We start from the raw sequence: 13,602 nt of genomic DNA on the forward strand, positions 1-13,602 counted from the left end.
ACTTAATAGTAGAACCAGAAAATTCCTGCCACTAAAACTATCATCGCGGGCAACGGCGAGAAGAGCGCTTGCCAGCGTAGGCGCTGAGGGAGAAATCCGGTGCCGTGTATCACGCCGGTACAAACGGCCCATATCAGCAGCATTCCGTGCCATATCGCTAAATCACTGGTGCGCGCGGCAAAGCGTGAAGGCTGCCAAATGACACAGCCCGCCAGCCACAACGCGAGGATTAGCGAAAGGGCCCGAAGCGGGCCCTTGTCCATCAGACGATAAAGCGTCTGAATCATTGTGCGCATCAGACTTGCTCGTCCTTCGCGCTGCTCTCTTCAACGTGCTCCAGCGCCAGCGCCGTAATCACACCGAACGCACAGGCCAGCAAGGTGCCAAGAATCCAGGCAAAATACCACATGCTCAATCTCCTTAATCAGTACAGGGAGTGCGTATTGCTCTCAATGTGTTCTTTGGTGATACGGCCAAACATCTTGTAATAACACCAGGCGGTGTACGCCAGGATAATCGGTACAAAGATGATGGCGGCAATGGTCATCACTTTCAGCGTCAGCAGGCTAGACGTGGCATCCCACATGGTCAGGCTGATGCCCGGCACGGTGCTGGATGGCATGATGAAGGGGAACATCGCAATCCCGGCCGTCATAATCACGCAAGCCAAAGTTAATGAAGACGAGATAAACGCCAGAGCGCCCTTCTCGATACGCGAGCAGAGAATGGTCAGCAGCGGCAACACCACGCCCAACAGCGGGAACAGCCACAGTACTGGCATCTGATCGAAGTTCACCATCCACGCACCGGCTTCACGCACCACATCTTTACCCAACGGGTTGGATGCCGCGTGATGATCGATAACGCTTTTCAGCACATAACCGTCGATGCCGTATTTCACCCACACACCCGCGAGAATGAAGCACACCATCATTACCAGCGCCGAGATTTGCGCGGTGCTGCGGCTGCGGACGTGTAACTCACCGGCAGTACGCATCTGCAGATAGGTTGCGCCTTGCGTCAGGATCATCGCCACACTCACCACACCCGCCAGCAAGCCAAACGGGTTCAGCAACTGGAAGAAATTGCCGGTATAGAAGAGGCGCAGATATTCGTCAGCATGGAACGGCACCCCTTGCAGCAGGTTGCCGAACGCCACACCAATCACCAGCGGCGGAACAAAGCTGCCGATGAAAATGCCCCAATCCCACATGCCGCGCCAGCGCATATCTTCAATCTTTGAACGGTAATCAAATCCGACCGGACGGAAGAACAGTGAAGCCAGCACCAGAATCATCGCCACGTAGAAGCCGGAGAACGCAGCGGCATAAACCATTGGCCAGGCAGCAAACAGCGCGCCACCGGCGGTGATCAGCCAAACCTGGTTTCCGTCCCAGTGCGGCGCAATGGTATTAATCATGATGCGACGTTCGGTATCAGTACGACCCAGAATGCGCGTCAGCATACCAACGCCCATATCAAACCCATCGGTGACCGCGAAACCGATCAGCAACACGCCAATCAGCAGCCACCAGACAAAGCGCAATACTTCGTAATCAAACATGGTCGCTCTCCTTATCCACGCGCCGGCTGAGATGATGTCTTCAGCGTTTCATGATGATAGCGGCCGGTTTTCAGGCTGCTTGGACCGAGGCGCGCGAACTTGAACATCAGGTACATTTCCGCCACGAGGAACAAGGTGTAGAGACCGCAAATCAATGTCATTGAGAACAGCAGATCGCCAACGGTCAATGAGGAGTTAGCGACCGCGGTCGGCAGCACCTCACCAATTGCCCACGGCTGGCGACCATACTCGGCAACGAACCAACCCGCTTCAATCGCAATCCACGGTAACGGAATGCCGTACAACGCGGCTTTCAGTAACCAGCGAGACTTACCGATGCGGTTACGAATCACGCTCCAGAAGGAGAGCGCAATAATGCCCAGCATCAGCACACCGCCCAGCACCATGATGCGGAAGGCGAAGTACAGTGGCGCAACGCGTGGGATCGAATCCTGTGTCGCTTTCTGAATCTGCTCTTCGCTGGCGTTAGCCACATCCGGCGTATAGCGCTTCAGCAGCAGGCCATAACCGAGATCCTGTTTGCTGGCTTCAAACTGGCTGCGCACCTCAGGATCTTTGCTGCCACCACGCAGTTCGTTCAGCAGCGCGTAGGCTTTCATGCCATTACGAATACGCACTTCATGTTGTGCCAGCAGCTCTTTCAAACCGGTGACCGGCGTATCCACTGAACGCGTGGCGATCAGGCCGAGCAGATACGGAATCTGAATCGCATATTTATTTTCCTGCGTCTCCTGATCCGGAATACCAAACAGCGTAAACGCAGCCGGAGCCGGTTGGGTTTCCCATTCCGCTTCAATTGCCGCCAGTTTGGTTTTCTGCACGTCACCGATTTCATAACCGGATTCGTCACCCAGTACGATCACTGACAGAATCGCCGCCATACCGAAACTGGCTGCGATGGCGAAAGAGCGTTTAGCGAAAGCAATGTCGCGCCCTTTCAGCAGATACCATGCGCTGATACCAAGGATGAACATCGCGCCCGTGGTGTAACCGGCGGCCACGGTATGGACAAACTTCACCTGCGCAACCGGGTTCAGCACCAGCTCGGAGAAACTCAACATCTCCATACGCATGGTTTCGAAATTGAATTCCGATGCAATGGGGTTTTGCATCCAGCCGTTCGCCACCAGAATCCACAGCGCGGACATGTTCGAACCGAGCGCCACCAGCCAGGTCACCGCAAGGTGTTGCACCTTACCGAGGCGATCCCAGCCGAAGAAGAACAGGCCAACAAAGGTGGATTCGAGGAAGAACGCCATTAAACCTTCGATGGCGAGCGGCGCACCGAAGATATCGCCGACATAGTGTGAATAATATGACCAGTTGGTACCGAACTGGAATTCCATGGTCAGGCCGGTAGCCACGCCGAGTGCAAAGTTAATACCAAACAACTTGCCCCAGAACTTGGTCATATCTTTATAAATTTGTTTCCCCGTCAGGACATATACCGTTTCCATGATCGCCAATAAAAACGCCATACCCAGCGTTAATGGCACGAACAGGAAATGGTACATCGCCGTCAGGGCAAACTGTAAACGCGACAGCTCGACAATATCTAACATGATGACTCCTTGCTCCTCGCATGAACTTCCCCTGCGGATGACAACGGCAAACAACAGACATTGACGCGCAGAACAAGATTCAGGAACGACTGATTATTGATTCCAGTTTTGTTACTGATAGAACAGAGAAAGCTGTTGCCCGAAGAGAGCGAGTAACAGTGATAAAATTCCCTTAAAAACCGATCTTTTCAGTCAATTTAAAGCAGGAGTAACACGAGGAGGCGGCAGAATTGATATAACAACGCCTGGCACAAACTCCTGATAAATTATGACGAAGACTGAATTGATGCAGCGCAATTTATACCGGTTAGTTGGCGTTTTGCTAGCGGTAAAGTTTCCTATAAGTCGCTATTTATTGATCTGGATTAAGACAATAAATTTCCAGATATGTAGTGTTACAGTGGTTGTTAATTAGATGTCACAACATCATCATATTATTAAGAATATAATTACCTTTTCCGCAATTATTTAACCTCATTTTGGAAAGCCGCACGCCAATTGCTTGACAAAATCCAGCGCCTTTTCCCTTCTTTACCTTGATGACAGAGTAAGCATAGCCGCAATTTTTTGAAGCCGTTGCGCTTTTTTCCCTCTCTTTCAGGCAGGTTATTACCAAAAAAAAGCCACCCGAAGGTGGCTTTTCATTGTCAGTCTGTATTGGCTTATTTGAGTGGTAAAACCGCTTTAACCGCGTCACCAATGTCTGCCAGGCTGCGTACGGTTTTCACACCGGCCGCTTCCAGCGCAGCAAATTTCTCATCAGCGGTACCTTTACCACCGGCAATGATGGCGCCTGCGTGGCCCATACGTTTGCCTTTCGGTGCAGTCACACCGGCGATGTAGCCGACAACCGGCTTGGTCACGTGGGCTTTGATGTAAGCTGCTGCTTCTTCTTCCGCGCTACCACCGATCTCACCGATCATCACGATCGCTTCGGTCTGTGGATCTTCCTGGAACAATTTCAGGATATCGATGAAGTTAGAGCCAGGGATCGGGTCACCACCGATACCTACGCAGGTTGACTGGCCGTAGCCGATGTCAGTGGTCTGCTTAACGGCTTCATAAGTCAGCGTACCTGAACGCGATACGATACCGACGCGGCCTGGTTGGTGAATGTGGCCTGGCATGATACCGATCTTACATTCGCCTGGCGTGATCACGCCTGGGCAGTTCGGGCCGATCATGCGCACGCCAGCTTCATCCAGCTTCACTTTCACGGTCAGCATATCCAGCGTTGGGATACCTTCGGTGATAGTGATGATCAGTTTAATGCCCGCATCGATCGCTTCCAGGATACCGTCTTTGCAGAACGGCGCTGGAACGTAGATCACGGTGGCGGTTGCGCCGGTGGCTTCTACTGCTTCACGCACGGTGTTGAACACCGGCAGGCCGAGATGCGTTGTGCCGCCTTTGCCTGGCGTTACACCGCCAACCAGCTGCGTACCGTAAGCCAGCGCCTGCTCAGAGTGGAACGTCCCTTGACCACCGGTGAAACCCTGGCAAATGACTTTGGTGTTTTTGTCGATCAAAATGGACATTATTTACCCTCCGCTGCAGCTACAACACGCTGTGCAGCGTCTGTCAGGCTGGTTGCTGCAATGATGTTCAGACCGCTGTCCGCCAATTTCTTAGCGCCCAGCTCGGCGTTGTTACCTTCCAGACGTACCACAACCGGCACGTTGACACCCACTTCTGCCACGGCACCGATGATGCCGTCTGCGATCAGGTCGCAACGCACAATACCGCCGAAGATGTTAACGAACACGGCTTTCACTGCATCGTCAGACAGAATGATTTTGAAGGCTTCGGTGACGCGCTCTTTGGTTGCGCCGCCGCCAACGTCCAGGAAGTTTGCTGGCTCACCACCGTGGTGTTTCACGATGTCCATGGTGCCCATCGCCAGACCGGCGCCGTTCACCATACAGCCGATGTTGCCATCCAGCGCAACGTAGTTCAGTTCCCACTGCGTTGCGTGGGCTTCACGTGGATCTTCCTGGCTCGGATCGCGCATTTCACGCAGTTCCGGCTGACGGAACAGTGCGTTACCGTCCGCGCCCAGTTTGCCGTCGAGGCAGATCAGATCGCCCTGCTTGGTGATCACCAGCGGGTTGATCTCAACCATCGCCAGATCGCGCTCAAGGAACATGGTCGCCAGGCCCATGAAGATTTTGGTGAACTGGCTAACTTGCTTGCCGGTCAGGCCGAGTTTGAACGCCAACTCGCGGCCCTGATACGGCTGTGGACCCGCTAATGGATCGAGCGCCATCTTGTGGATCAAGTGTGGCGTTTCTTCTGCCACTTTCTCAATCTCAACACCTCCTTCTGTCGAAGCCATGAAGATGACACGACGGGTAGCACGGTCAACAACCGCACCCAGATACAGCTCCTGATCGATATCCGTCGCGGCTTCAACCAGAATCTGGTTTACCGGCTGACCGTGCGCATCAGTTTGATAGGTCACCAGACGTTTGCCCAGCCAGTGTTCAGCAAAAGCACGAATGTCCTCTTTGCTGTTCACCACTTTCACGCCGCCCGCTTTACCGCGGCCACCGGCATGAACCTGACATTTCACTACCCACGGACCTGCGCCAATTTTAGACGCGGCTTCTTCAGCTTCACGTGGCGTGGTGCAGGCGTAGCCTGTCGGTGCTGGCATGCCATAGCGTGCAAACAGCTGCTTCGCCTGGTATTCATGTAAATTCATGATGTTCTATCCATTCAGGTATGAGTTTGGGCGCGCCTTCACACCGCGCGCCCGGCGAAATTAGACGTCCAGCAGCAGGCGAGCTGGATCTTCCAGCATCTCTTTCACCGCGACCAGATAGCCAACGGATTCACGACCATCAATCAAACGGTGATCGTAAGAGAGCGCCAGATACATCATTGGCAGAATCACAACCTGACCATTAACCGCCATTGGGCGATCTTTGATGGCGTGCATGCCGAGAATCGCGCTCTGCGGCGGGTTGATGATTGGCGTAGACATCAGCGAACCAAACACACCACCGTTGGTGATGGTGAAGTTACCGCCGGTCAGCTCTTCAACCGTCAACTTGCCGTCACGGCCTTTCACCGCCAGCTCTTTAATTTTCTTCTCAATGTCGGCCATGCTCAGTGCATCAACATCTTTCAGCACCGGCGTAACCAGACCACGCGGGGTAGAAACCGCAATGCTCACATCGAAATAGTTGTGGTAAACCACATCTTCGCCATCAATAGACGCGTTAACTTCCGGGAAGCGTTTCAGCGCTTCCACTACCGCTTTGATGTAGAAGGACATGAAGCCCAGACGCACGCCGTGACGTTTCTCGAACGCGTCGCCGTACTGCTTGCGCAGATCCATGATTGGCTTCATGTTGATTTCGTTGAACGTGGTCAACATCGCGGTGCTGTTTTTCGCTTCCAGCAGACGCTCGGCAACACGCTTACGCAGACGCGTCATCGGTACGCGTTTTTCGCTGCGGTTAGCCACAGCGGCCTGCGGTGCAGCAGCGGCTGGCGCTGCAGCCGGTGCAGCTTTGCCACCGTCAGCTTTCTTCGCCAGATGTTTTTCCACATCTTCACGCGTCAGACGGCCACCAACGCCGGTGCCTTTGATCTGGCTGGCATCGAGGTTGTTTTCAGCAATCAGGCGGCGTACCGCTGGGCTGAGCGCATCGTTGCTCTCTTCTTCCAGCGAAGCGGTCTGGCGCTGTGCCGGTGTAGATTCGTTGCTTTCCGCTTTGGCCGCAGTCTCTTTCCCGCCGCTGTTGCCCTCTTTCAGACGGCCCAGAATCTGACGAGAAGTGACGGTAGCGCCTTCCTCTTCCAGCACGGCTTCCAGGATGCCATCCGCTGAAGCAGGCACTTCCAGAACCACTTTGTCAGTTTCAATCTCTACCAGTACTTCATCGCGGCTCACAGAGTCGCCAGGTTTTTTGTGCCAGGTTGCAACCGTTGCGTCCGCTACGGATTCAGGCAAATCGGGAACGAGAATTTCTACGCTACTCATTTTCTTTCCTTTTTATTAACCAAGGTTCAGCGCGTCATTAACCAGGTCTTGCTGCTGTTTTTGATGTACGGACATGTAGCCCACGGCCGGTGAAGCAGAAGCCGGACGGCCTGCATAACGCAGTGACGCACCAAATGGAACCACTTCGCGGAAATGATGCTGACTGCAATACCATGCGCCCTGATTCAGCGGCTCTTCCTGACACCACACGAAATCCTGCACATGAGCATAGTTTTTCAATACGTCCTGCACGACTTTGTGCGGGAACGGATAGAGTTGTTCGATACGCACGATGGCCACGTCGGTCTGCTCGTTTTTACGACGCTGCTCCAGCAGATCGTAATAAACCTTGCCCGAACACAGCACCACGCGTTTTACCTGTTGTGGATCGAGATCGTCGATCTCACCAATCGCTGGCTGGAAGCTGCCTGTGGCCAACTCTTCCAGGCTGGAAATCGCCAGCGGATGACGCAGCAGTGATTTCGGTGACATGACGATCAGCGGACGGCGCATACCGCGCAGCGCCTGACGACGCAGCATGTGGTAAACCTGCGCTGGCGTAGAAGGCACGCACACCTGCATGTTCTGTTCGGCACAGAGTTGCAGATAACGCTCCAGACGCGCGGAGGAGTGCTCAGGACCCTGGCCTTCATAACCGTGCGGTAGCAACATGACCAGGCCACACATACGGCCCCATTTCTGTTCGCCGGAGCTGATGAACTGGTCGATCACCACCTGCGCGCCATTGGCGAAATCGCCGAACTGCGCTTCCCAGATGGTCAGCACGCGCGGTTCTGCGGTGGCATAACCGTATTCGAAAGCCAGTACCGCTTCTTCAGACAGCACGGAATCCCACACTTTGAACTGACCCTGGCCGTTATGGACATGGTGCAGCGGCGTGTAGGTTGAGCCGTTGGTCTGGTTGTGGATTACCGCATGACGGTGGAAGAAGGTCCCGCGACCGGTATCTTCACCGGAAAGACGCACCGGAATCCCCTCGTCAACCAGCGTGGCATAGGCGAGGTTTTCTGCACCGCCCCAGTCGAACGCTTTGTTGCCTTCGGCCATCTCTTTACGATCGTTGTAGATCTTGGCAACGCGAGACTGCACTTCTACCGATTCCGGTACGCTGCTGATGCGGCGCGCCAGTTCCTGCAGGCGTTTCAGTTCCACGGTCGCCGGGTAGCTTTCGTCCCACTCGTGGTTCAGATACGGCGACCAGGTGAATGAGTGCAGGCTCATCGGACGCCACTCTGGCACCACGCATTCGCCTTCATCCAGCGCGTCGCGATAGAGATTGACCATCTCGGTGGCATCTTCGCTGGTCGCTACGCCTTCGCTTTCCAGCTGATCGGCATAAAGTTTGCGCGGCGTCGGATGCTTTTTGATTTTCTGGTACATCAACGGCTGGGTTGCACTTGGCTCGTCGGCTTCGTTATGGCCGTGACGGCGATAGCACACCAGGTCGATGAAGACATCACGTTTAAAGGTGTTGCGATAATCCAGCGCCAGGCGAGTCACAAAGGCTACTGCTTCCGGATCGTCCGCGTTAACGTGGAAAATCGGTGCCAGCACCATCTTGCCGATATCCGTACAGTACGGCGTAGAGCGCGCATCTTTCGGGTTGGAGGTAGTGAAACCAACCTGGTTGTTGATCACGATGCGAACGGTACCGCCCACTTCATAGCCACGCGCCTGCGACATGTTCAGGGTTTCCTGCACCACGCCCTGACCGATTACTGCAGCATCACCGTGAATGGTGATTGGCAGAACTTTGTTGCTGCTTGGCTCAGCCAGACGATCCAGACGCGCACGCACTGAACCCATTACCACAGGGCTAACAATTTCCAGATGCGACGGGTTGAACGCCAGCGCCAGATGCACCAGGCCGCCTTCGGTTTCCACGTCAGACGAAAAGCCCATGTGGTACTTCACGTCGCCGGTGCCGAGATGTTCTTTGTGCTTGCCGGAGAATTCGTCAAACAGATCCTGCGGCTTCTTACCTAATACGTTGATCAGTACGTTGAGACGACCGCGGTGCGCCATACCCAGCACCACTTCGCGCGTACCGCTCTTGCCCGCGTGACGAATCATCTCGCGCAGCATGGGCACCAGTGCATCGCCGCCTTCCAGCGAGAAGCGCTTCGCACCCGGGAATTTTGCACCCAGATATTTTTCCAGGCCTTCTGCCGCGGTCAGCTCTTTCAGGAAACCTTTTTTCTCGTCGCTGCTGAAAGACGCGTGGCCCACCACCGATTCCAGACGCTGCTGAATCCAGCGCTTCTCGTCGGTGTTGTTGATGTGCATGTACTCAGCACCAATCGAGCCACAGTAAGTCTGCTGCAGCGCCGCAAACAGATCGGACAGCTTCATGGTCTCTTTGCCGATAGCAAAAGAGCCTACGTTAAAGCTTTCCTGAAAATCGGCGTCGGTCAGATCGTGATAAGCCGGATCGAGGTCGGCTACCGTGTCCTGTTTCCACAGGCCAAGCGGATCGAGGTTTGCATGCTGATGGCCGCGGAAGCGGAACGCATTAATCAGCTGCAGCACTTTTACCTGTTTAGAGTTGGTTGCCGGATCGGTCACGGTTGATGTGTAACGCGTAGCGTCTTTAGCCAGGCGGCGGAAGTAGTCACGCGTGGTGGAGTGAAATTGCTCAGGTTTCACGCCAGTGCCCGGCAGCTGTTGGAACAGCTCGCGCCACATGTCATCAACTGAGTCAGGATCGGTCAGGAAATCCTCATAGAGCTGCTCTATGTAAGATTGGTTCGCGCCGGCCAGCCAGGAGGAGTCCAGCCAGGGTTTCATCGCGCTGTTCTGCATTGTGATCCCTTAAGCATTAATCTGCTTTTTATGAGGTTTCATTTTTTACCGCTTACGCGGCTTGCCGTAGTGAGTTCAGCGATACGAACCTGTGCGCTACCGGCGCCTGGCTCGTAAGGGAACCTTTATAAGCGTGGTCAGCACCGCGCTTATAGAGGCTTCCGTAAACATCCGGGAACCCAGGTTCCCGGAGAGTGACTTTTTCTGTTACGCCCCGCGTTGCAGCAGCATCGACTTAATATGGCCGATGGCGCGCGTTGGGTTTAGGCCTTTCGGGCACACGCTCACACAGTTCATGATGCTGTGACAGCGGAAAACACTGAAAGCATCGTTGAGATTGTCGAGACGCGCATTGGTTTCCGTGTCGCGGCTGTCGATCAGGAAACGGTAAGCGGCCAGCAGGCCAGCCGGACCGACAAACTTGTCCGGATTCCACCAGAACGACGGGCACGACGTTGAGCAACAGGCGCAGAGAATACACTCATACAAACCGTCCAGATGCTCACGCTCGGCTGGGCTCTGTAAATGCTCGCGCGCCGGTGGATTTTCCCCATTATTCAACAGGAAAGGCTTAATCTTCTCATACTGTGCATAGAATTGTCCCATGTCTACCACGAGGTCGCGGATCACCGGCAAACCTGGCAGTGGACGGATAACAATTTTCTTCGAACCGTTGCCCAGCGCAGAGATCGGCGTGATACACGCCAAACCATTTTTACCGTTCATGTTCAGACCATCTGAACCGCACACGCCTTCACGGCAAGAGCGACGGAAAGCCAGCGTAGGGTCTTTCTCTTTCAGACGGATCAGCGCATCCAGCAGCATCATGTCGCGACCATCTTCCGACTCCAGGGTGTACTCCTGCATACGCGGCTTGGCATCGACTTCCGGGTTGTAACGATAGATTGAAAATTCGAGTCTCATGATGATCTCCGCAATTAGTAGGTACGCGCTTTCGGCGGGAAGGCCGCACGCAGTTTCGGTTGCATGTTCACCTCACGGCGCGTCATGCTTTCCGTCTGCGGAACATAGAGACTGTGGCACAGCCAGTTTTCATCATCGCGGTCCGGGAAGTCGAAGCGGCTATGTGCGCCACGGCTTTCGGTACGGAAGTTGGCGGCAACAGCGGTGGCGTAAGCGGTTTCCATCAGGTTATCCAGCTCAAGACACTCGATACGCTGGGTGTTGAAGTCTGGCGAACGGTCATCAAGACGCGCAGATTTCAGACGCTCACGAATCACTTTCAGCTCTTCCAGACCTTCACGCATCGCATCGCCATCGCGGAACACCGAGAAGTTGTTCTGCATGCAGCGCTGCAGCGCTTTACGGATTTCGACAGGATCTTCACCGGTGGTGTTATTTTCCCAGCGGTTGAAGCGCGCCATCGCTGCATCGATATTTTCAGGCGTGGCTTCACGCAGTTCGCCCTGCTCTTCAATACACTCCAGCAGATGCACACCAGCTGCGCGACCGAACACCACCAGATCGAGCAGCGAGTTGCCGCCGAGGCGGTTAGCGCCATGAACCGATACGCAGGCGATTTCACCGACGGCGAACAGACCCGGAATCACCTCATCCTGGCCCTGCTCATTCACACGCAGCGCCTGGCCGGTCACTTTGGTTGGCACGCCGCCCATCATGTAGTGGCAGGTTGGGATCACCGGAATCGGTTCTTTAATTGGGTCAACGTGGGCAAAGGTACGCGACAGCTCAAGGATGCCAGGCAGACGCGACTCCAGCACTTCGGCACCGAGATGGTCGAGTTTCAGTTTGATGTGCGGACCCCAGGGGCCATCGCAACCGCGACCTTCACGGATTTCCACCATCATCGAACGCGCAACCACATCACGCCCCGCCAGATCTTTGGCGTTCGGCGCATAACGTTCCATGAAGCGTTCACCGTGCTTATTCAGCAGGTAACCGCCTTCACCACGGCAACCTTCGGTGACCAGCACGCCCGCACCGGCAATTCCGGTTGGGTGGAACTGCCACATTTCCATATCCTGCACCGGCACGCCGGCGCGCAGCGCCATGCCAACGCCGTCACCGGTGTTGATGTGGGCGTTAGTGGTGGATTGGTAAATACGGCCCGCGCCGCCGGTTGCCAGAATAGTGGCCTTGGCTTTGAAATAGACGGTTTCGCCGGTTTCCATGCAGATAGCCGTACAGCCGACAATCGCGCCGTCTTCGTTTTTCACCAGATCCAGCGCATACCATTCGGAGAAGATGGTGGTTTTGTTTTTCAGGTTCTGCTGATACAGCGTATGCAGCAAGGCGTGGCCGGTACGGTCGGCCGCAGCTGCGGTACGCGCCGCCTGCTCACCGCCGAAATTCTTCGACTGACCACCAAACGGACGCTGATAGACGCGGCCATCATCAAGACGGGAGAACGGCAATCCCATATGTTCCAGTTCCAGGATCGCTTCCGGACCGACATGACACATATATTCGATCGCGTCCTGGTCGCCGATAAAGTCGGAACCTTTGACGGTGTCGTACATGTGCCATTCCCAGTTATCGTCATGGGTGTTACCCAGCGCAACGGTAATACCGCCCTGCGCCGATACGGTATGGGAACGGGTTGGGAATACTTTGGATAACAGGGCACAAGTCTGGCCCGATTGGGAGATTTGCAGAGCGGCGCGCATTCCTGCGCCACCCGCGCCGATCACCACGGCATCAAATTCTCTGACTGGCAAACTCATTTACACACCCCACACAACAACGGTTCCATAAATCGCATATGACAACAGCGCAACCACAATCACAAACTGCAGCAACAAACGGGTTGCAACAGGTTTCACGTAGTCAGTCAGCACCTGCCACATTCCAATCCAGCCGTGGATCAGAATCGAGAACAGCGTCAACATGGTGAACACTTTCGTGAAGGCGGACGAGAAGAAGCCATGCCAGACGTCATACGTCAGCGTGCCTGTCATCACGACAAAACCGAGGATGTAGAGAATATAGAGCGTAATTAAGATTGCAGCAGCACGCAGTAACAGCCAGTCATGGATACCGTTGCGTCCTAATGCAGAAGCATTGCTTACCATACGAGGACTCCAGCCAAAATTGAGAGCACGACAGTGATAACAAAAGCCGCTTGCGCGGAACGGGTTCCCACCTGCAGGGTTTCTGCTGTTACACCAAAATCAGCCAACATATGGCGAATACCGCTCACAGCGTGATACGCCAGCGCAGTTAAAATGCCCCACATGATGAATTTGGCGAAGAAGCTATCCATGATGGATGCCGCTTGCTGGAAACCTTCTGGAGAGGAGAGAGAGAGACCCAGTAACCAGAGCAGAATTCCGAGAGCGACAAAGGTGATCACGCCGGAGACGCGGTGGAGAATGGACGATATTGCAGTAACGGGAAACCGGATCGTCGAGAGATCCAAGTTAACAGGTCTTTGTTTTTTCACGGTTTTGCCCACACAGCTCTTTTTTATTTTGCTTCCTCCGGTCCTGAGTTGCATCAGAGACACAGCGTGTGTTCAGACTGCAACCGCCACCAAAATAGCAACATCCAGTGTTAAATAAAGCGGGTAAAACGCTGGGTGGCTCCTGGTGTCAGGGTGTTCCGGAGACCTGGCCGCAGTATAGGAGGATCACATTCTGATTACAATTCCCCTACAATCT

The 13,602-nt window shown here is 54.5% G+C and carries 12 protein-coding genes; all 12 read right to left on the reverse strand.

What is annotated here, in order from left to right; genetic code table 11:
* Positions 1 to 2: 2 nt before the first annotated feature.
* On the reverse strand, positions 3 to 296 hold the full coding sequence (gene ybgE / locus K5Y30_RS06440; protein WP_222210735.1) for a cyd operon protein YbgE: 294 nt from the start codon (positions 294 to 296) through the stop codon (positions 3 to 5).
* Positions 296 to 409 (reverse strand): cytochrome bd-I oxidase subunit CydX, encoded by a 114-nt coding sequence (cydX, locus tag K5Y30_RS06445; protein WP_007890642.1) that lies wholly within the window; start codon positions 407 to 409, stop codon positions 296 to 298. Before cydX ends, ybgE begins: the two co-directional genes overlap by 1 nt.
* A 15-nt stretch (positions 410 to 424) precedes the next feature.
* On the reverse strand, positions 425 to 1,564 hold the full coding sequence (cydB, locus tag K5Y30_RS06450; RefSeq protein ID WP_101763212.1) for a cytochrome d ubiquinol oxidase subunit II: 1,140 nt from the start codon (positions 1,562 to 1,564) through the stop codon (positions 425 to 427).
* A gap of 11 nt (positions 1,565 to 1,575) precedes the next feature.
* Entirely contained in the window at positions 1,576 to 3,147 is a 1,572-nt protein-coding gene (cydA, locus tag K5Y30_RS06455; RefSeq protein WP_101763213.1) for a cytochrome ubiquinol oxidase subunit I, read from the reverse strand.
* Positions 3,148 to 3,809: 662 nt separating this feature from the next.
* A complete protein-coding gene (sucD, locus tag K5Y30_RS06460; protein ID WP_110865742.1) occupies positions 3,810 to 4,685 on the reverse strand; it encodes a succinate--CoA ligase subunit alpha in 876 nt (291 codons plus the stop codon).
* On the reverse strand, positions 4,685 to 5,851 hold the full coding sequence (sucC, locus tag K5Y30_RS06465; protein WP_007890646.1) for an ADP-forming succinate--CoA ligase subunit beta: 1,167 nt from the start codon (positions 5,849 to 5,851) through the stop codon (positions 4,685 to 4,687). The genes sucD and sucC overlap by 1 nt, the downstream gene beginning before the upstream one ends.
* 60 nt (positions 5,852 to 5,911) lie before the next feature.
* Complete coding sequence (gene odhB, locus K5Y30_RS06470; protein WP_101763215.1) at positions 5,912 to 7,138, reverse strand: 2-oxoglutarate dehydrogenase complex dihydrolipoyllysine-residue succinyltransferase; 1,227 nt, start codon at positions 7,136 to 7,138, stop codon at positions 5,912 to 5,914.
* Positions 7,139 to 7,153: 15 nt separating this feature from the next.
* A complete protein-coding gene (gene sucA, locus K5Y30_RS06475; RefSeq protein ID WP_222210736.1) occupies positions 7,154 to 9,961 on the reverse strand; it encodes a 2-oxoglutarate dehydrogenase E1 component in 2,808 nt (935 codons plus the stop codon).
* Positions 9,962 to 10,168: 207 nt separating this feature from the next.
* The gene (locus K5Y30_RS06480; protein ID WP_007890649.1) at positions 10,169 to 10,885 is read right to left on the reverse strand and encodes a succinate dehydrogenase iron-sulfur subunit; all 717 of its coding nucleotides are present in this window, start codon (positions 10,883 to 10,885) and stop codon (positions 10,169 to 10,171) included.
* 14 nt (positions 10,886 to 10,899) lie between these two features.
* The gene (gene sdhA, locus K5Y30_RS06485) at positions 10,900 to 12,666 is read right to left on the reverse strand and encodes a succinate dehydrogenase flavoprotein subunit (RefSeq protein ID WP_101763217.1); all 1,767 of its coding nucleotides are present in this window, start codon (positions 12,664 to 12,666) and stop codon (positions 10,900 to 10,902) included.
* The gene (sdhD, locus tag K5Y30_RS06490) at positions 12,667 to 13,014 is read right to left on the reverse strand and encodes a succinate dehydrogenase membrane anchor subunit (protein ID WP_049850912.1); all 348 of its coding nucleotides are present in this window, start codon (positions 13,012 to 13,014) and stop codon (positions 12,667 to 12,669) included.
* Positions 13,008 to 13,439, reverse strand: coding sequence for a succinate dehydrogenase cytochrome b556 subunit (gene sdhC, locus K5Y30_RS06495; protein WP_168197448.1), 432 nt, complete (start codon positions 13,437 to 13,439; stop codon positions 13,008 to 13,010). Before sdhC ends, sdhD begins: the two co-directional genes overlap by 7 nt.
* Positions 13,440 to 13,602 lie beyond the last annotated feature (163 nt).

Origin of the sequence: Pantoea sp. DY-5, assembly GCF_019795955.1 — a bacterium.
Classification (GTDB): Bacteria; Pseudomonadota; Gammaproteobacteria; order Enterobacterales; family Enterobacteriaceae; genus Pantoea; species Pantoea leporis.